The organism is Paraburkholderia sp. LEh10 (genome assembly GCF_017814945.1).
In the GTDB taxonomy this organism is placed as follows: Bacteria; Pseudomonadota; Gammaproteobacteria; order Burkholderiales; family Burkholderiaceae; genus Paraburkholderia.
Genome location: NZ_JAGIPX010000029.1, coordinates 16,697 through 34,632, shown reverse-complemented (window position 1 = coordinate 34,632; position 17,936 = coordinate 16,697). Strand labels below are relative to the sequence as shown.

Sequence of the window (17,936 nt, the reverse complement as noted above, 5' to 3'; positions counted from 1 at the left end):
GCAGACGCAATGTCCTACGCGCACACCGACCACGTCCCGCAAAGCTTCTGGACCCGCTATGTCTGGAGCCAGGACCACAAGGTCATCGCCGTCCAGTATTCGCTGACGGCCATCGCCATCGGCCTTGTCGGCCTTGTGTTGTCGAACCTGATGCGGTTGCAGCTCGGCTTTCCGGGCAAGTTCAGTTTCATCGACGCCAACCACTACTACCAGTTCGTCACCATGCACGGGATGATCATGGTGATTTACCTGCTGACCGCGCTGTTTCTGGGCGGCTTCGGCAACTACCTGATCCCGCTGATGCTGGGCGCGCGCGACATGGTGTTCCCCTTTCTCAACATGCTGAGCTATTGGGTCTACCTGCTGGCCGTGCTGGTGCTGGTGTCGAGCTTCTTCGTGCCGGGCGGGCCGACCGGCGCGGGCTGGACGCTGTATCCACCCCAGGCCATCCTGCCGGGCACGCCGGGCGTGGAATGGGGCATTGTGTTGATGCTGGTGTCGCTGGCGATCTTCATCGTCGCGGCGACGATGGGGGGCTTGAATTACGTCACCACCACGCTGCAGGCGCGCACGCGCGGCATGACGCTCATGCGCATGCCGCTCACGGTGTGGGGCATCTTCACGGCGACCATCCTGGCGCTGCTGGCGTTTCCGGCGCTGTTCGTGTCGGCGGTGATGATGTTGCTCGACAGGACACTCGGCACCAGCTTCTTCATGCCGGCCGTCGTGTCGATGGGGCAGACGCTCAAGCATGCCGGGGGCAGCCCGCTGCTGTTCCAGCACCTGTTCTGGTTCTTCGGGCATCCGGAGGTCTACATCGTCGCGCTGCCGGCCTTTGGCATCGTGTCGGACCTCATCAGCACGCACGCGCGCAAGAACATCTTCGGCTACAAGATGATGGTGTGGGCCATCCTCATCATCGGTGTGCTGAGCTTCGTGGTCTGGGCGCACCACATGTTCGTCGCCGGCATGAATCCGTACTTCGGCTTCTTCTTTGCCACCACCACGCTCATCATCGCTGTCCCGACCGCCCTCAAGGTCTACAACTGGGTGTTGACGCTGTGGCGCGGCGATATCCACCTGACCGTGCCGATGCTGTTTGCCATCGGCTTCATCAGCACCTTCGTCCTGGGTGGGCTGACCGGGCTCTACCTCGGCAACGTGAGCGTGGACATTCCGCTGTCGAACACGTACTTCGTGGTGGCGCACTTCCATATGGTGATGGGCGTGTCGCCGATCCTGGTGGTGTTTGGCGGCATCTACCACTGGTATCCGAAGGTGACGGGCCGCATGCTCAACGACACGCTCGGCCGCGTGCACTTCTGGGTCACCTTCCTCGGCACCTATGCGATCTACTTCCCGATGCACTATCTCGGCATCCTGGGCATGCCGCGTCGGTATTACGCGTATGAGGGCTACAGCTTCATTCCATCTTCGGCGCAGACGCTCAACACGTTCATCACCGTCATTGCGCTGATCGTTGCGGCGGCGCAGTTGCTGTTCCTGTACAACCTGGCGTGGAGCCTGGTGCGCGGCAAGCGTGCGGACGGCAACCCGTGGCGGGCCACCACGCTGGAATGGCAGACGCCGCAAACGCCGCCGGTGCACGGCAACTGGGGCGCCGCTCTGCCCATCGTCTACCGCTGGGCGTACGAATACAGCCCGCAGGGGCAGGAGGAAGACTTCGTCCCGCAAAACCAGCCGCCTGCGAAGGCGCCTGAACCGGCCCACCCAACGCTTCAACCCGGCGAGGCACGCGAATGACCACACTGCGCCGCTCCTACGTTCCTGGCGCGCCACCTGTCATGCCGAATGCGAGCCGCATCGGCCTGATCGTCTTCATGGCGGTGGCAACGACATTGTTTTCACTGCTGCTGCTCGCCTATGCAATGCGCATGCGCGAGCCCGACTGGCAGCCGATCCCGCATCCGGCGCTGCTGTGGTGGAACACCGGCGCGCTGGTGCTGGCAAGCATTGCCATGCAGCGTGCCCGGCAGATAACCTTACACCGCGCGGCGTGGCTGGTGTCCGGCGGGGTGCTGGCGGCCGTGTTCGTGATCGGACAACTGGCCGCCTGGCGCATGCTGTCGGCAGCCGGGCAGACCATCACCGTCAACCCTTCCAATAGCTTTCTCTACCTGCTCACCGGCCTGCACGGGTTGCATGTGCTGGGCGGACTGGTGGCCTGGGCCGTGACGATCGCGCTTCTCCAGCGCTCGGACCCCTTCAGAGCCCACCGCGCCATCGCGCTTTGCGCCATCTACTGGCATTTCCTGCTGGCTGTCTGGCTCGTGCTGCTGGCGGCGATGTGGTGGATCACCCCTGGGTTCGTCGCCGCCATCTGCGGGCCGCTTTATGGAGCCGCGCCATGACCACGCCCACGCTCCCCACCGAATCCGCTGCCACCACGCCCACCGACCACGGGCCTGACGGCTGGCGCGGCATCGTCACGGACTGGTCGGCCGACCGCGAAGCCTTCAAGGTGCCGTGGGGCAAGGCGATGATGTGGATCTTCCTGCTCTCGGACACCTTCGTCTTCAGCAGCTTCCTGATCGGCTACATGACGGTGCGCATGTCGACCACGGTGCCGTGGCCTGACCCTTCCAAGGTGTTCGCGCTCACTGTGGGCGGCGTGGATGTGCCCTTGCTGCTGATCGCCATCATGACGTTCATCCTGATCAGCAGCAGCGGCACCATGGCGATGGCTGTCAACTTTGGCTACCGGCACAACGCAAAGCGCGCTGCCGCACTGTTGCTGGCGACCGCGCTGCTGGGCGCAACCTTCGTGTCGATGCAGGCCTTCGAATGGAGCAAGCTGATCTTCCATGAAGGTATCCGCCCTTGGGGCAACCCGATGGGCGCGGCGCAGTTTGGCGCGTGCTTCTTCATGATCACCGGGTTCCACGGCTTTCACGTGACCTGCGGTGTGATCTACCTGCTGCTGACCGCACGCAAGATCCTGCAGCCGGGGTTCACCGAGCACGGCAACTTCCAGATCGTCGAGATTGCCGGCTTGTACTGGCACTTCGTCGACCTGGTGTGGGTGTTCATCTTTGCGCTATTCTATTTGTGGTGAGGTAGACCATGGACCATACCGATCCTGCCCATCGACCCGACGCCGCGCTCGGCCAGCAGCATCCGATCGGCATCTACCTGAAGATCTGGGCCCTGCTGTTCGTACTGAGCACGATGTCGTACATGGTGGATTACTTCCACGTGCAGGGCCTGCTGCGCTGGGCGCTGATCGTCGTGCTCATGATCGCCAAGGCCGGGCTGATTGTGTCGATTTTCATGCACATGATGTGGGAGCGGCTGGCGCTGGTTTACGCCATCCTGATGCCGCCGCTGTGCCTGCTCGTGGTGCTGATGGTGCTGATGGCTGCCGAAGCGAATCACACCTTCGGCACGCGAGAACTCTTCTTCCACTGACCCCTGCGCCGACCGTTCCTCAGGAGAAGGCCGTTGCGTCCAGCGCCTGGGTGAGATCAGTCAGCAGGTCCGCTTCGTCTTCAAAGCCGACCCAGACGTTAGTCAGGCCGACAAAATGTCGGGCCACACGTTCGTAGCCATCCACTACCTCCAGCGGTTTCGTCAATCATGGAATCCGCTGCCGCATACTTTCACGCAGCAGCGGGGTTCATGGATCTATCCGCACGGGGCGTGCCTGGAACGCACCGCTCTGAATACAAAACGACCCGACAAATCCCGGGCCGTCTTTGTTTCCTGGCTCGCTGAAAACCTCAGCGAAAATACCTTCAAATCAGGCGTGCTTCTCACTGAATTCGTCGAGCGGCACAGGCTGCTTGAGCGGATCGAAGTCGGCCCACCGCCCTTGTTGCCAGCGGCCGGTCGCGCGTTCAATCGCCGCGCCTCCCGCCTCGCGCAGCACCCGTGCGGCATCCGACTGGCTGTCCGGCGACACGTGTACGGCCACCAGCACGCCGGATTCACGGGTTTCTTCGTTGCTGGCTACACGCGTGCGCATCATCGCGCCGACCAATGAACCAACATACGCACTCACCGCAGCCGCGATCAGCGACACGATAAGCGGCGCCGAAAACGCTGCGAAGATTCCGACGCCGACCATGGCACCAACCACTGCGCCAATCGTGATGCCAATCTCGGCACCCACCGGCGCCTCCCTCGCGTTTGCGTCGGTGATGGTCTCGATTCCGTGCTGGCCGCACGGATTGACAAAAAACAGTGTGACGTCCTCCTCCACGAAACCGGCATTGAAGAGCCGTTGTGCCGCGTCTTCAGCGGCGGGGAATGTCGTAAAGCGTGCTGCGACGATGAGTGACATGTGGCCTCCTTTCATCGTTGACTAGCGGTTGCAGACTATACCGCCCCACCTCACCGGACATAGGTGCATGCGGTGGCACGCGCCGGGACTATGCCGTGGTGCCGCGATCGGGTTCCATGCCGTCCACTCTGAACAGTCCGCTATGTAACACTACTCCTTGCCGCCGTTCTGGTCGATCGCTTCCGCGCAAACCGAACGGATACGATTGTGGCCGTTGTCGAAAGCAGCCATTAAGGTGGATTCCGGTGCGGAATGGGCCGCGAAATGATCTTCCAGCGCCTCGGCGGTAATTGCCGCATTCAACCGGCTCGCCATCGACGCACGCCGTAAAGCGCACTGTCAGATTCGCTCGCGAGCTGGAGGACTACGTGTTAGCGCTGGCGTCAAATTCGTCCAAAACGGTCGGTTTGAAATTCACATTGATGAAGCGATAACGCGGCGGTGACGCGCTGATAGGTTTCGATGACATTCAAGTTGCCGATGACAGACTAAAATGAATTATCCGAATCAATCGGGAGACAAATTGTGCAACTTCACATGGATTCCCATCATTTCACACACGGCCAGCTCGACTGGCGGGCAGCCGTGCTGGCAGGCGTCATCGCAGGCGCTGTGTTCCTGGTGCTAGGTGTTATCCTGATGGCACTGACGGCGGGCGGAAGTCTACTGGAGCCCCCACGCATGGTCGCCGCGATCATTCTGGGACGAGGCGCATTGCAATCGCCGCAAGCAGTCTCAATTGGCGTCGTCCTCGCGGCCTTTGTGGTGCATTTTGCCCTTGCCATCGTATTCGCGCTTGTCCTCGGTCTGATCATGACGTCATTCAACCTTGACTCGAGCATGGGGATGGCTTCACTGGCGGGTGGCGCTTTCGCTGTAGCCGTTTACCTGATTAATTTCTACGGCATGACACGGCTTTTTCCGTGGTTCGCCGAAGCGCGCAACGGGGCCAGCGTGTTCGCTCACATCGTCTTCGGCATCGTTGCGGCCAACCTGTACATGAGACTGGAGCGCAAAACATCCCGCGGGGTCAAAGCGGACGCGGGCGGCCCGTCGTAGTCCGGTGCCGTGCTGATCAACCGGTCTCCAGAGCAAAGAAGGCTCGCCGCGCAACAACATAAGCACCTCGTCGAGATCGTCATGCTCGGCCACTGCGGTGAAAGCGCCGGTCGACACGTGCGAGGATGCTGCGCGATAGACGCGCCGCGCGTCCCTGAATGATCCGGTCGGAGACGCGTGAGAGCACATATGACGCGGCGAGCACCGCCAGCACTGTAGCGACGAAGAGCACGAGCGACGTCTCCCGGCCACTCTGCGGTTGCGCAGGACGTGACGAGCCGGCTGCCTCCGGGCGTGTTCATCTTCCCGGACGCGCCGGTGCCGGTCGACACTCGGATGCTCGTCGTCAGGGTGCTCGATGCCGAGACCGATGCGAGCGGAACGATGACATTGCAAGCGGCGTGGATACTGCAATCGAGGCAGCCCGCCCTCGCTACCTTGACGCAACAGGCAACGCTCAAGGCGGCGCTGGACAACCGCGGCGCGGCGGCGTAAGCCGCTGCGCTGAGTCACATTCTCGGGGCGTTGGCCGACCGGATCGCCGCGTCGATCGTCGCACGCTGACAAGCTGGGAATGCCGATACATCCCGCGTTGTTCGACGAGGGGCGGCGTCTCGAACGTGTGATGATTAGAAGGCAGAGTGACAGAGCGGCACATTGCGCGTCACGAATGGCTCCATGACGCGGGACTTTCGATCATGTACGCATACTTCAGACGGTCGTACGGGCCTGGCCCTTTCGACGGCGAGGGATGTGTGCCGAGCCGCGAGTGGCGCATCAAGCGCAACTGCTCCCTAACGCCGCGGCAGTCGCTCGCCGCGACCGCGTTCCTCATGGCGCTCGTCCTCGCAACCGGCGTGGCAGCGGCATTCGCATTCGGCGTGTGGCTCGCGCTGCCCTTCTCGATGCTTTGCACCTTGTCCGTCGGCATCGCCTTTATCGCCTACTCCAGGCACGCGACGGACGGCGAGGTGCTGACGTTTGCACCCCCGTTCGTGATCGTCGAAGCACACGAGGGCGGACGCCGCACGATTCATCGGATGAATGCGGCCCGCTTGGCCGTGTCTCTCGACAGCGATGGCGTCGTCTACCTTTGCGACGGCTGGCAGCGTATTCCCGTCGGGCGGCAACTGCCTGCTGCCGCCCGCACGGAGTTCGTGCGTCAATTGCGCCGCTTTATCGTGGCCGACTGTTGACATGCCGGCCGATGATTGCTCGGCATGTCTGATCGGCCTCACAGCAACCCGCCGAGCGTCCCGACGATGCCGATGCCGCACGCGATGCTCACTGAAATGATCCGCGCCACGCGAAATGCTCCGCGCACCTGCTCCGCAGCGGGCAACAGTGCCGCTCGCCAGCGCGATCAGCCTTCCTGCAACCAATCAACGGCAGCAGCAAGCGTTGAGCGCCTGGGTGGCGATGTTGAGCGACAGAACGTCCGGCATGCACGCGACGAACACGGCACTGCCGGTCACCGTAGACCCCGTAGACCACCGCGCCTCGAACGGATGCAAAGCCAGTGAACGACGCTGGCCTGGGATTTCACCGAGGCCCCACGCGAGGGCGAGGGACGACACAGCGCCGCCACCATCGTAGCGCCGAGCGCGCCCATACCAAGACCGCCCCGCCCAGCAGCACACAAAGCGCGTCGGCGATCTGTCCGACGTCATGCAGCGGCACATGCCCGGCGTTCTTCGCTCCGCCATCGTGACCAGCACCCCCGCGGTCAGCAACTGGGTCAGCCCGGCACCGAACGCGGTATCGCGACGCTCGGCATCGCTGTCTGCGGCCGACATGCCCCTTTCGACGACCGCCGACGCTGATAGGGGCGCTTCAGAAAACGGAAAGTAAAGCACGTTAGCGACAGGCGATTGTCGCAAAACGGCCCCTTCCTCTGCCGCTCGACGCCAGCTGTCCGCTACGACTCGTGCCAAGGGATGATGTTGAAAAAATCGTGTTTTGGCTGCTGATGTTTAGGTTTGTAGGATGCTCGCCCTTTACCGTGCATATGGGCCCGCACCCACAAGGGCATGCGGGCCGGCGTCGTGGCCTACCCTTGATTTTCAAGCCTTTTGCGACGGTAGGTTGGTCCTGATTCGTGAGCCCATGTCCCTTCATGCCGGGTCGCGAGATGTGGCAAGGCAGACAAGCTGTTCATCGGTCGTACCAAGGCAACTGGTCTCGCGCGAGTTTCGCGGGCAAGGCCTCAAAGAATCCTCGCACCGCGTTCACAGCGGCGTCGAAATGTTCAGGAGCAAGCATCAGGTCGACTGAGCCGGGGTCCTGAACGGGAGAGTTTTCATTCGAATTGAAAAGCTCTGGTGCAATCGCCTCCAGTTCCCTCGCCGCCGTTCCACGACCGTGCTTCACGACATTGGCGATGAGGCGCAACAGCTTCAGCCCCGGGTAAAACGGCTGACTTTCGAACGGCGTGCCATCTTTATTCCAAGTGAAACAGTTCAGCCACTTTTCCAGTGCCTTGAAATCGGCTTTGGATACCTGGCGTGAGAGAGATTCGTGATCGGTTTGCGGCGATCTCAAAGCCCAATACACGATCTGTTTGGCCAGTTGTTCCCAGAGGTGATATAGCCCGGCCATCGCCAATCCCAGCATCTGCCGAGGTATTGCATCGAAATAAAGGAGCTGCCGCGTGTTGTGATAATCCTCTGCTTCACTGAGGCAGCGGAAGGTCGTGTCATCGTTGATATCGAATTCGGCCCACTGCCCTTGCAGCCATTCCCGAAAGCTTTTGTCTTCCTCCTCCCCTTGCGCCTTGAGGTCGTCGAACAAGGGAAGGACCTTTTCGGTTACCGCCTCGGCGTAGGCATCGACTGCGTCCAACCCGGATCGCCGATCAGGAATATCGGACCACATTGCGACCTCCCGGCAGACATGTTCGGCGACGGCGGTCTCACGTGGAAGCGTGCCGAGGCTCCGCTAGTCATGCCGATCCATGTTCGCATGAAGCCGGTTGCGAGGCCAGCCGATGGTAGCCACAGGTTTATGTTCAGCGCTAGGCCCATGGCCCTGAGGGCGGCCGAAACCATTCAACTACAGGAAAACTCTGCCTCGACCCGTGGATAGGATCAGTCCAGCTTGAACTGTCCGACAGAAGCGGCGAGGCACCCTGCGTTGCCCGCCGCACTTTCATCGAAGGCGCAGCGCAGGTCAATCGAATGGTCCTGCGCAAAGCGAAGGAAGCCTTTTAGCGCGTACGCCGCGACTGTGTTTTCTCGCCAGGCCGTGCGATGTACCACTTTGTATCCGGCGGCGAGCGTAACAGACCACAGGTTGCAATCGGCAAGAGGTGAGCTAGAATCAGGTGCATACATCACCACGGGATTGCTCACCATGCAAATGGAAAGCTGGTTCGGCACAATCGAGCGCGAATGGCACCAGTTGCGCCGCGCCGACCCCACACTGGATGTCGAAAAGTTTTCTCGTCACGTCATCGCGGCAAACAAGACCGGATTCCTGTCGCCCGAGTCGCTCGCCGCAATCGCAAACGCACTTCTCACCAGCACGTTAAGCCATGCACCACGTCTGGGCCGCTGGTTACTGGAGCGCATTGGCGCGAACCGCCACCCGGCCTGGCGAATGGCAATGGCCATCTCCCTGGTCACACCAACAGGAGGAGAGGCGGACTTTGAAAGAGGTAACGCGATTCTTCAAGATGTCATGAAGGATGAGACCGCGGACGGTCCTCTGCGCGGCATGGCCGCCGCCGCGCTGGCTGACAGCGCCCGGCTCGGGCGGGGCATGCAGGTGGACGTGAGCGGTGCGCGCTCACTCTACGAGCACGCCATTGAACTGGGGCACAAAGCTTCCGCACACAATCTCGGACTTTTCTGGGAGGGCGTGTGGGGAGCAGAAGACAGGAGCGTTGTTCCGGACCGCACAAAAGCCATGCAGAGCTATCGACGCGGTGGCGATGACAAACGTTGCCAACGCCGTCTTGAAGCGCTGCGTTAATGCCCTGCCCGCCTGCCAGTCGAGCGGGTGCGGGTCGAAGATCCTGAAAAGCACCCGACGATTTCTCTCATCAATGGATAAAGGCAAGGTTACGGAGGAGAGACTCTCCTTGCGCCGTGATGCGAGGGCGCACTGCCCCGTCCGCAAGTCGCTCCAGTGCGACAAGCTGGCGTTCAAGCAATGTACCCAGTTCTTCCAGACCGGCAATGTGATCGGCGGCGTCCTTGACCAGCATCAATGTTGCAAATTCATGGGCGCTCAGCACGGGATGCTCCTGATGCAAAGAGAGACACGCCGGTCGTCAGGTTTTGACGGGCGTTCGGTGACGAGCCACAACGGCGGGCTGACTGCACGAGGGCGAAAAGCTTGACGTGACAGCATGACGACGGCGTATTTGGCGCTGGAGGCCAGCGGCGGAGGACGCAGTAGCTACGGACGCATCAAATGACAACACTGGCCTCGTCTATAATCAAATGTCCAGAATATCAACGTCGCAGGAAACCTACTTTATGAGTCAACCCCGCGGGCGATATGCGGGATCCCCGGACAGCGGCCAACGCCAACCTCGCCACGTCAAGCAATCTCCGCCCGACCGGCAGGGACAACGATATGTGAAGGCGCCTCCCCGGGACGCCGCCCAGACTGCCTCCGTTTTCAAAACACGATCGTTTCAGTTTCTGGTCGATGCGGTAGGCGCCGAGAATATCGCGATCGCCCTTGAATCGAACATGACGCGCGTGGCCGAACTGATGAAGGGCGAGCGGTTCACACCCGAGACCGCCTTTCACATGGAAACCACGCTTGGGTTGCCGCACGGTTTTTTTGACCATCCCAATCCTGCGCTCGCAGCCGAGACCATTGCTCGTCTGAAGTCGCCGCTCGACTTCATTCAGACGGACGACGGACCCGACGTCGTGGCAGAAGCAACTAACCCGGCTTCTGCCCTGAACGTCGATCAGCAACCAGTTCTTGAAGATAGTGTGTCCGAGGAAGCGCAAATGCCAAAGAATGCAGCGGGCGGATCGCCCAGAGCCGTCAGGAATCGTCGAAGCGAGATGGCCGGACAGCCTGAACCTCATGCGCCGCTAAAAGCTTCGGCTTCGAAGTACAAGACCTCTCATAAAACGCCCCAGCAGCAACCGCTGGCATTAAGCGACAGCGCCGAGGTAGAAAACATCCGACGCGCGAACCTCCACCTTCTCACGGTTCGCAAGGGATCGAAAGTACGACTTGGCGTGGTCATGGAGATGAGTGGATTCAACATCGCCGATCGGCTACACGGCAAGAAACGCATGGACAGTGTCGAAGCAAACCGGTTCACGGAGCGGCTTGGTTTGCCAGCTGGCTGGCTGGATACGCCGCGCGCCGAAACGGAGATTCCAGAGTCGGTGTCGCGTCTGCTGACGCCTGCTCCGCGCGGTCGCGCATCCGCTCAACAACACGAGCCGCTTGCGGTAGCAACGAACGATAGCGCGCCGGAGAAGTTCGCCGACGCGAAGACGCACACGGCGCGCGCGCGGGCGGGCGTCGTGGGCGATCCGGAAAGCCACTCACCTGTATCGGCGGACGTCGCGGAAGACAACGGGAAGATCGCCGTCAGCACGCAAGCTCACGTAAATGATTTCACTGACGACCTTGCCGGCCGCTCACCTGAAGAAAGTGATGGCGGGAACGCGGCGGTCCCACCCGCATCCCCTGAGTCGTCCTCGGTCTCCGCAATACCACCAGGAAATCCGACACCGCTCCTTTTCGCGTCCGTGACCAGCCTGGACAATCTTCACGGTATCGCACCGGTAGCGGAAGCATTGATCAAGACGCTCGCAGGTAAAGCACGCACGGGTCGACTGGACGAACTGAAGGCCCTGGAACTGCTGCAGCAGGCAGTCCTGTTGTAAGCCGGCGGTGGCGTACCAGGCCCCTCGTGCCCTGACGCATAAGCGCATCGAGGTGGCCAACAATTACGCCACCAGGCTCGCGATGCCAGTTATGCGACGTCAACGAAACCGATCCTGATGCGTTATGGCAGTGGACGACGTAATGAATCGTCGCGTTAATCCCTACTGGAGACATCCAATGAAGAAGCTTGCTGCCGCCCTGATTACCTCCCTGTTTGCTACTGTCGCGTTCGCCCAGGCTTCCGCCCCTGCTGCGACCGCACCGGCAGCCACCGCGACGGCTCCGGCCCCGACCGCCACGACGCCAGCGCACAAGACGACGAAACACGTGCACAAAGTGAGTCACCACGTGACGCACAAGAAGGCGGCGTAACAGGAGATGGCCTCGGCGTGAAGTATCAGAACCCTGCTCCGGCAGGGTTTTATGCATTGAGCGATCGGCACTGCACAGGGTAATCGTTCGTTCGGGTACGCAGACTTCCGATTGCCCAAATGGCACTCCCGCGGCATGGAAATTGAGCCGACGAGCTGGTTAGAGTGCTGAATTCTTAATGAATGCAGCGACTCGGCTTGGCAACGTTGTTGCGTCGAGTCGCTGCCTTTTAATTTTTACTACACACATCTCAAGTCTGCGCCGACATCAAAAGCCTTGCGCCGTTGACGTGGGATGCGCGACTAGCAGCACTATTCCGATGATGCACCGCGCCCACCAGCGACGCGAGACCAACGGCGACAAAGGGTAAGAAAACAAGGTTAACTTTCGCGAAATCTGCCTAGTGTGAAGCCTTTTTTCGCACGCCAAAGAAGCTCCACAACACGATACGGATCATACCGAGAACGTTCATGATTCGGCCGTATCAGACTTTCGTTGCGACGCAACCATAGTGCGCCGTTTCAAAGATCGATCACAAAAGAAGTAGGGGAAATTCGAGGGAAGCAGATGAGTTGCCGGCCGACGATTCGCTTACTGGGCGTCCCCCACTCACATGTTGCGATCGATGCATCGTTAAGATGATGCGTCAGCGTTGCCGAGCAGTCGCCTGACCGTATCGTCGACGCTCCACAGTGCGTTCGCGATATAGCGGAAGTTGACCAGCGCGGCATGATAGCCATCGCCTTCGGGCACCTTCGGGCCGGCGACTGCGTCGCGCACCACCGCAACTTCGAAGCCGTGCTCAAGTAGATCGCGCAGATGCGATTCCACACACAGGTTTGCCGCCATCCCCGCAAGGATCACCTGGTCCACGCGCTGCTTGCGCAACTGCAGGGTCAGGTCATTGACTTGCGGACCATACAGCTTGTGCGTCGAACAAATGATGGTCTTGCCATCCTCAATGTATGGCTTCAGTTCCGGAAGGAAGTCCGCGCCGGAGCCGCGGAAGTTCACCACCGTCAAAGCGCCCGGGCGGTCGAACATGCCTAGGGCGTGCTGAAAAATTTCCGCTGGGCCCTGCAGCTTCCACGAGTGGTCATGCGGGAAGTAGTAGTGCGGTGAAACCGCAACCGTAATGCCCGCTTGTTTCGCTGCCTTGAAAAGACGGATCAGATTGGGAACCAGGTTCTGCTCCGTCACGCTTTCTCCGACGACTGCCCAACTGCGGCCGTCCGGACTCATGAAATCAATCTGTGGATCGATGACCACAAGCGCCGCGCGCGCCAGGTCAAGCTTCATGTCGGAACGCGGCAAGGCGGGATTGACGGGATCTGCGTATTGCGAGTGTTGGTTACACATGTGGAATGCCTCTCAATCAGGTTGGATAAATGCCGACAGAAACGAGTCGATGACATGTGGGTGTTCATTCTTACTCGATTTTCAAGATCACGCATGTCGTTTCCTTGCGCGAAGAAACGAGCTTATATATTCGTGGATTCTGCATGCTACGTCAGCTATACGTTGCTAGCGAATGTTGGCGAATGTTGGCGAATGTTAGCGATTGCGATTTGTCGTTGCGCCTGTGACCCTGACAAATCAATTCGTCTATAAATCACATCTGAACGAGTTCACCAGGAAAATCTTGTAGTTCTCATGGGGGCCAACAATGCGCAATCTTCACTTTCATTCAGTCGAAAACGTCATGGACACGCTGTCAGCAGGATTTACAAACAAACTACACCGCCGTCGTGATTTTCATCGCCGTTGCAAAGGAAACTCAAATCTTGGTGTTGCGGAAGCGTTCGACACTAAGGGATTGCCAAGCCCACTAATCCTTAACTTGCACTTTTCATATTCGAAGTCGTAGTCTCGCGAAGCTCGGCCTCAAAGATACCGCCGGCTGAGCCCGCCGTAGGAGTGCTGTCCTGTCTGCTCGATAAGAAATCCTTTCCATTTGAACTATCTCTTCCATACCGCCTATTTGCATCAGAGCCCCTTTGATCACCGAGATTACCTACGACGTGGAGCTAGTTGCTAGTTATGAAAGACATCATCGACGGATTCCTGCGATTTCAGCGAGATGCGTTTCCCACGCGGAAAGAGCTCTTCAAGAGACTGGCGACGAGCCAGACACCCAGCGCCCTGTTCATCTCCTGTTCGGACAGTCGCATGGTCCCGGAACTGGTAACTCAGCGCGAGCCGGGTGACCTCTTCGTCATCCGCAACGCCGGCAATATTGTGCCGGCATATGGTCCTGAACCCGGCGGCGTATCGGCGACGGTCGAATACGCGGTGGCGGCGCTCGGTGTCACAGACGTCGTCATCTGTGGACACTCGGACTGCGGTGCCATGACGGCCATCGCAAAGTGCAAGTGCCTTGACCATATGCCTGCCGTCGCCAACTGGCTGCGCTATTCGGATTCCGCCAAGCTGGTCAACGAAGCCATCGAACATTCGTCGGATCGCGAGCGCGTCGGCTCAATGGTGCGCGAGAACATTGTCGCCCAGCTCAACAACATCCGGACCCACCCGTCCGTTGCGCTAGCCCTCTCACAAGGCCGCCTGACATTGCATGGCTGGGTCTACGACATTGAGACCGGCTCCATCGAAGCCCTTGACAGCGTTACCCGCCGGTTTGTCTCGCTGGCCGAGCACCCCGATGTAACCGCGACGCCGAATGAATATTCGGTCGCTGCATAAGTAGTAATCGTTGAACCCCATCCCTCCAAGGAGCACATCATGGTCCAGTCGCAATATACCCAGACGTCCCGTCAGGCACTCACCGACACCATCCTCGAAGCGAAAGCCCGCAAGGAGCTGACGTTTGACGCAATCAACGAGGGCTCGGGCCTGAGCCTGGCGTTCGTCACGGCTGCCTTGCTCGGCCAGCACCCCCTCCCCGAGCACGTCGCAAAGCTCGTAGCCGAGCGCCTTGAACTGGGTGAGGAGGCAGCCCGCCAGCTGCAGACGATTCCCCTGCGCGGCAGCATCCCCGGCGGCGTGCCGACCGATCCGACCATCTACCGTTTCTACGAGATCGTCCAGATTTATGGTTCGACACTGAAAGCGCTCGTCCATGAAAAGTTTGGCGACGGCATCATTAGCGCGATCAACTTCAAGCTGGACATCGAGAAGGTGCAGGACCCCGAGGGTGGCGAGCGTGCCGTTATTACGCTCAATGGCAAGTATCTGCCGACCCGGCCTTACTGATACCGGGCGATCCAATACCTGCCCGCTGGCTTGACGCTTCTGGCCCGCAAGTCAGGACCTCAAGTCAGGACCTCAAGCCAGCACCTAAAGATCTGCTGTCCGGATGCGCTGCCTTGTTTCGTTGAAAAGACGCGGCCGCGCATCAACCGATACAACTATTTCGAACATCCACCGCACGGAGTCGAGGCAATGAGCATCCCCATCTCTTCCGCAAACATCGGAAACACAGCGTTTATCTTGCTTTGCGCCAGTCTGGTCATGCTCATGACCCCAGGGCTCGCATTCTTTTATGGCGGGCTTGTTGGACGAAGGAACGTGCTGGCCATCATGATGCAAAGCTTCATGTCGCTAGGGTGGACAACGATATTGTGGTTTGCCTTCGGATACTCCATGTGCTTCGGCCCGAGCTGGCATGGCATCGTCGGGGATCCGACCTATTATGCATTCCTCCACGGTGTAACGCCGCAAAGCATGTATTCGGGCAACAACGCTGGTATTCCGCTGATCGTGCATATTGCCTATCAGATGATGTTTGCGATTATCACACCTGCCCTTATTACGGGTGCCTTTACGAATCGAGTGACACCGCGTGCTTATTTCCTCTTTCTCACGGGCTGGCTGGTACTCGTGTATTTTCCGTTCGTGCATATGGTGTGGAGCCCCGATGGAATCCTTGCGAAATGGGGCGTTCTCGATTTTGCCGGAGGCATTGTTGTTCATAATACGGCGGGCTTTGCCGCACTGGCATCTGTTTTGTTTGTCGGTCAGCGGTATGTGGTCGAAAGCAAACCGCACAACATACCATTGATCGCACTGGGTACCGGACTGCTCTGGTTCGGCTGGTACGGCTTTAACGCGGGGTCGGAGCTGCAGGTGGATCCGGTCACAACCGTGGCATTTCTCAACACCGATATCGCCGCATCGTTTGCAGCAGTTACCTGGGTAATTATCGAATGGCTCCAGCATAAGCAGCCCAAAATTGTTGGGCTGCTTACCGGTTCGGTTGCAGGTCTGGCTACCATAACGCCAGCAGCCGGATATGTCTCACTTACGGACGCTGCATTGATCGGGATTATTGCCAGTCTTGTCTGTTATTGGGCGGTGGCACTCAAGAACAGGATCGGGCTGGATGATGCGCTTGACGTTTGGGGTGTGCATGGCGTTGGCGGTCTGATCGGTACGATTCTTCTGGGAATCTTCGCAGCGAAGTCGTGGAATCCGACGGGACCGGACGGTCTGCTCGGTGGCGGGTCAGCATTCTTTGCCAAGGAGTGCGCGGCTGTAGTCATCTCGGGCCTCTGGTCATTTCTGTTTACCTACGGAATGTTGTGGGTGATCGACCGGATTACACCTGTTCGTGTCACGCGCATTATTGAAGAGCGTGGTCTCGACGTCGAATTGCTTGGTGAGAGTGCATACGAATCGTAGAACTCATACAACATTTCGATTTCGGGTTCGAGAATTGATTATCGACAGACGTGCAACAAGAGTGATCCGTGTATTGCGCCGGAGTTTAGTAATTTGGAAATTCCGGCTCTAACACCTCAAATAAAGAGAGCGAGCGGGTCGCTAGATACTTTCTTGGTGAGCATTGAATCTATTCCGAGCACATGGCAAAAAAAGGACACGTTACATGCGCGCTACGCTTGAACAGAAGTCGAGGTGATTAAGATGATTAAGGTGTCGATGCGTTATAGACATTTCATTTATGGTGTCATTCAGTCTGGACTGACTTGTTCGATTGCGGCTGCGATTGCAAGCTTCCCATATCTGGAACAGGGCCTGTTTATGCAACACTGGTTAAGATCTTTGGGCATTTCGTGGCTGACAATGTTGCCCGTTGTCGTTATGGCAGCGCCTGTTATCCGTCGACTCGCAGAGTGGATTACCGAATGACTGTGTTCGTGACGCAAATCCGAGACGGATATTTACGCCTTACACCTTTACCCATGTGTAGATAAAGGTTCTCGTGCAAATAGTGAAGGTGGATCGGTTAAAGTGTTGCTCCCCGATCTCATCATCCGACAATGAGCAAGCTGAAGCTGCGTGATCTTGTTGGGATGATGGTCGAGCGCGGCCTGTCGCTGGCCCACACGACGATCCTGAGGCCGGTCAACAGCAGCTACGCTGCTTCCGATACGGGTCCTGCGGAACGGCCGAACTAGCCATCACGCTGGAGTAATTCACCCGCTATCCAGCGTTCGCCCGACGCTTTAAGGTGCATGCGCATTGCGGTTTGCGCCGCAATCGGGTCACCTGTCTGCAATGCCTTGATGATTTCCTCATGTTCCCGTACTGCAGCCGACCAGGTCTCACTACTTTCAGAGTGATCGCGAATGGCAGCAGCGATGGGGTCATGGCGGCTATCGAACATCTCAGCGACGAAACGGCTCAGAACCGAATTGCCAGCTGTCTCGGCAATCAACATGTGAAACTGCCGGTCTGCATCAACTGGCGATTTACCCGCCGCTGCCAGACGTTTCATTCGTTCGACAGTGCGGCGCAACTTGTCGAGCGTGGCTGCCGACAGCTTGCCCGCAGCGAGCACGATGACCGACCCCTCGATGGCCATCCTGGCCTGCATTAACTCCGAAGGGCTTTCGCCGAGTACGGGTACGGTGCTGTCGCCGCCCTCCTCAGGAGCGCGGACATAGACACCCGATCCCATACGTATCTCTATCTGGCCACCGATCTCTAACGCAATCAATGCTTCGCGCAGCGAAGGACGCGATACCCCCAGGACAGTCGCGAGCTCGCGTTCGGGAGGCAGGCGCGTGCCAGGCGCCAGCTCGCGCTGGTGGATCAGAGAAAGGATCTGCGTCGCTACAGATTGGTAAAGCCGCTTTGGCTCGGTTTGCTTCATTGGCGCGAAGTTTTTTGGTCGGTGGCCCGCCGAATCGGACCTCCAACCAATCTTAGCACAGCCGCGCTTGCCTTGATTGGCGGGTGTTCCAGACTAGCCAGGGTTTTCCTTATCGGCTGAACGGAACAGTTTTATCCAAATTGGCTTGACCAAATCAGCGGCTCTAAGCTTTAATAATTTCCAGATTGGCCTAGCCAGTTGGTCGCCGGTCCGGTGCACCAAACGAAAGAGGCCACAAGAATGGAGACGCGAGTGACACGC

General features: G+C 59.0%; 22 protein-coding genes and 3 pseudogenes. 15 read left to right on the top strand and 10 right to left on the bottom strand.

Annotated features, from left to right (window positions below):
* The first annotated feature begins 9 nt into the window (after window positions 1-9).
* Genes ctaD through J8I87_RS23470 form a run of 4 tightly spaced genes read left to right on the top strand, consistent with a single transcriptional unit; the run spans window position 10 to window position 3,429 of the window.
* A complete protein-coding gene (gene ctaD / locus J8I87_RS23485; RefSeq protein WP_209934351.1) occupies window positions 10-1,764 on the top strand; it encodes a cytochrome c oxidase subunit I in 1,755 nt (584 codons plus the stop codon).
* On the top strand, window positions 1,761-2,372 hold the full coding sequence (locus J8I87_RS23480) for a cytochrome c oxidase subunit 3 (RefSeq protein ID WP_209934350.1): 612 nt from the start codon (window positions 1,761-1,763) through the stop codon (window positions 2,370-2,372). The genes ctaD and J8I87_RS23480 overlap by 4 nt, the downstream gene beginning before the upstream one ends.
* Entirely contained in the window at window positions 2,369-3,076 is a 708-nt protein-coding gene (locus tag J8I87_RS23475) for a heme-copper oxidase subunit III family protein (protein WP_209934349.1), read from the top strand. Before J8I87_RS23480 ends, J8I87_RS23475 begins: the two co-directional genes overlap by 4 nt.
* Window positions 3,077-3,084: 8 nt before the next feature.
* A complete protein-coding gene (locus J8I87_RS23470) occupies window positions 3,085-3,429 on the top strand; it encodes a cytochrome C oxidase subunit IV family protein (RefSeq protein WP_209934348.1) in 345 nt (114 codons plus the stop codon).
* A gap of 19 nt (window positions 3,430-3,448) precedes the next feature.
* Here J8I87_RS23470 and J8I87_RS23465 read toward each other — a convergent pair whose 3' ends face one another.
* From J8I87_RS23465 to J8I87_RS23455, 3 genes and pseudogenes are all read right to left on the bottom strand, one after another.
* Window positions 3,449-3,595: a hypothetical protein gene (locus J8I87_RS23465; RefSeq protein ID WP_209934347.1), complete on the bottom strand. Its 147-nt coding sequence runs from the start codon at window positions 3,593-3,595 to the stop codon at window positions 3,449-3,451.
* A 165-nt stretch (window positions 3,596-3,760) separates the two neighbouring features.
* Window positions 3,761-4,303: a hypothetical protein gene (locus J8I87_RS23460; RefSeq protein ID WP_209934346.1), complete on the bottom strand. Its 543-nt coding sequence runs from the start codon at window positions 4,301-4,303 to the stop codon at window positions 3,761-3,763.
* 88 nt (window positions 4,304-4,391) lie between these two features.
* Window positions 4,392-4,646 (bottom strand): annotated as a pseudogene (locus J8I87_RS23455) (DUF1488 domain-containing protein).
* 194 nt (window positions 4,647-4,840) lie between these two features.
* Here J8I87_RS23455 and J8I87_RS23450 point away from each other — a divergent pair.
* The 3 genes from J8I87_RS23450 to J8I87_RS23440 all read left to right on the top strand — a co-directional run bounded on the left by J8I87_RS23450 (window position 4,841) and on the right by J8I87_RS23440 (window position 6,558).
* Window positions 4,841-5,362: a hypothetical protein gene (locus tag J8I87_RS23450; protein WP_209934344.1), complete on the top strand. Its 522-nt coding sequence runs from the start codon at window positions 4,841-4,843 to the stop codon at window positions 5,360-5,362.
* A 318-nt stretch (window positions 5,363-5,680) separates the two neighbouring features.
* Window positions 5,681-5,857, top strand: coding sequence for a hypothetical protein (locus J8I87_RS23445; protein ID WP_209934343.1), 177 nt, complete (start codon window positions 5,681-5,683; stop codon window positions 5,855-5,857).
* A gap of 203 nt (window positions 5,858-6,060) precedes the next feature.
* Entirely contained in the window at window positions 6,061-6,558 is a 498-nt protein-coding gene (locus tag J8I87_RS23440) for a DUF2244 domain-containing protein (RefSeq protein ID WP_209934342.1), read from the top strand.
* Window positions 6,559-6,744: 186 nt separating this feature from the next.
* On the opposite strand, the gene J8I87_RS23435 is transcribed toward J8I87_RS23440, so the two are convergent.
* From J8I87_RS23435 to J8I87_RS23425, 3 genes are all read right to left on the bottom strand, one after another.
* Window positions 6,745-7,158 carry a hypothetical protein gene (locus J8I87_RS23435; protein ID WP_209934341.1) on the bottom strand — a complete coding sequence of 138 codons (414 nt, stop codon included), beginning with the start codon at window positions 7,156-7,158 and terminating at the stop codon, window positions 6,745-6,747.
* Between the two features lie 358 nt (window positions 7,159-7,516).
* Window positions 7,517-8,236 carry a hypothetical protein gene (locus tag J8I87_RS23430; protein WP_209934340.1) on the bottom strand — a complete coding sequence of 240 codons (720 nt, stop codon included), beginning with the start codon at window positions 8,234-8,236 and terminating at the stop codon, window positions 7,517-7,519.
* Between the two features lie 212 nt (window positions 8,237-8,448).
* Window positions 8,449-8,715 carry a hypothetical protein gene (locus tag J8I87_RS23425; protein WP_209934339.1) on the bottom strand — a complete coding sequence of 89 codons (267 nt, stop codon included), beginning with the start codon at window positions 8,713-8,715 and terminating at the stop codon, window positions 8,449-8,451.
* On the opposite strand from J8I87_RS23425, the gene J8I87_RS23420 reads away from it, so the two are divergent.
* Window positions 8,714-9,334 (top strand): sel1 repeat family protein, encoded by a 621-nt coding sequence (locus tag J8I87_RS23420; protein ID WP_209934337.1) that lies wholly within the window; start codon window positions 8,714-8,716, stop codon window positions 9,332-9,334. The genes J8I87_RS23425 and J8I87_RS23420 overlap by 2 nt on opposite strands.
* Window positions 9,335-9,404: 70 nt before the next feature.
* Here the strand turns inward: J8I87_RS23420 and J8I87_RS23415 are convergent, their stop codons facing one another.
* Complete coding sequence (locus J8I87_RS23415) at window positions 9,405-9,599, bottom strand: hypothetical protein (protein WP_209934336.1); 195 nt, start codon at window positions 9,597-9,599, stop codon at window positions 9,405-9,407.
* A gap of 244 nt (window positions 9,600-9,843) precedes the next feature.
* On the opposite strand from J8I87_RS23415, the gene J8I87_RS23410 reads away from it, so the two are divergent.
* The gene (locus tag J8I87_RS23410) at window positions 9,844-11,229 is read left to right on the top strand and encodes a hypothetical protein (RefSeq protein ID WP_209934334.1); all 1,386 of its coding nucleotides are present in this window, start codon (window positions 9,844-9,846) and stop codon (window positions 11,227-11,229) included.
* A gap of 178 nt (window positions 11,230-11,407) precedes the next feature.
* Window positions 11,408-11,602 (top strand): hypothetical protein, encoded by a 195-nt coding sequence (locus tag J8I87_RS23405; protein ID WP_209934333.1) that lies wholly within the window; start codon window positions 11,408-11,410, stop codon window positions 11,600-11,602.
* Window positions 11,603-11,869: 267 nt separating this feature from the next.
* Here J8I87_RS23405 and J8I87_RS44865 read toward each other — a convergent pair.
* Together J8I87_RS44865 and J8I87_RS23395 are read right to left on the bottom strand one after the other, a co-directional pair.
* A pseudogene (locus tag J8I87_RS44865) lies at window positions 11,870-12,074 on the bottom strand (DUF2970 domain-containing protein).
* 161 nt (window positions 12,075-12,235) lie between these two features.
* Window positions 12,236-12,961, bottom strand: coding sequence for a cysteine hydrolase (locus tag J8I87_RS23395; RefSeq protein ID WP_209934331.1), 726 nt, complete (start codon window positions 12,959-12,961; stop codon window positions 12,236-12,238).
* 681 nt (window positions 12,962-13,642) lie between these two features.
* Between J8I87_RS23395 and J8I87_RS23390 the strand changes: the two genes are divergently transcribed.
* The 5 genes and pseudogenes from J8I87_RS23390 to J8I87_RS23370 all read left to right on the top strand — a co-directional run.
* Window positions 13,643-14,302: a carbonic anhydrase gene (locus J8I87_RS23390; protein WP_209934330.1), complete on the top strand. Its 660-nt coding sequence runs from the start codon at window positions 13,643-13,645 to the stop codon at window positions 14,300-14,302.
* Between the two features lie 39 nt (window positions 14,303-14,341).
* On the top strand, window positions 14,342-14,812 hold the full coding sequence (cynS, locus tag J8I87_RS23385) for a cyanase (RefSeq protein ID WP_209934329.1): 471 nt from the start codon (window positions 14,342-14,344) through the stop codon (window positions 14,810-14,812).
* A 189-nt stretch (window positions 14,813-15,001) separates the two neighbouring features.
* Window positions 15,002-16,240 (top strand): ammonium transporter, encoded by a 1,239-nt coding sequence (locus J8I87_RS23380; protein WP_209934328.1) that lies wholly within the window; start codon window positions 15,002-15,004, stop codon window positions 16,238-16,240.
* Window positions 16,241-16,483: 243 nt separating this feature from the next.
* Window positions 16,484-16,708, top strand: a complete 225-nt coding sequence (locus J8I87_RS23375) for a DUF2798 domain-containing protein (RefSeq protein ID WP_209934418.1) — start codon at window positions 16,484-16,486, stop codon at window positions 16,706-16,708.
* A 140-nt stretch (window positions 16,709-16,848) separates the two neighbouring features.
* Window positions 16,849-16,929, top strand: a pseudogene (locus J8I87_RS23370) (IS6 family transposase); the annotation flags it as partial.
* Window positions 16,930-16,973: 44 nt separating this feature from the next.
* Here the strand turns inward: J8I87_RS23370 and J8I87_RS23365 are convergent.
* On the bottom strand, window positions 16,974-17,675 hold the full coding sequence (locus tag J8I87_RS23365) for a FadR/GntR family transcriptional regulator (RefSeq protein WP_209934327.1): 702 nt from the start codon (window positions 17,673-17,675) through the stop codon (window positions 16,974-16,976).
* Window positions 17,676-17,936 lie beyond the last annotated feature (261 nt).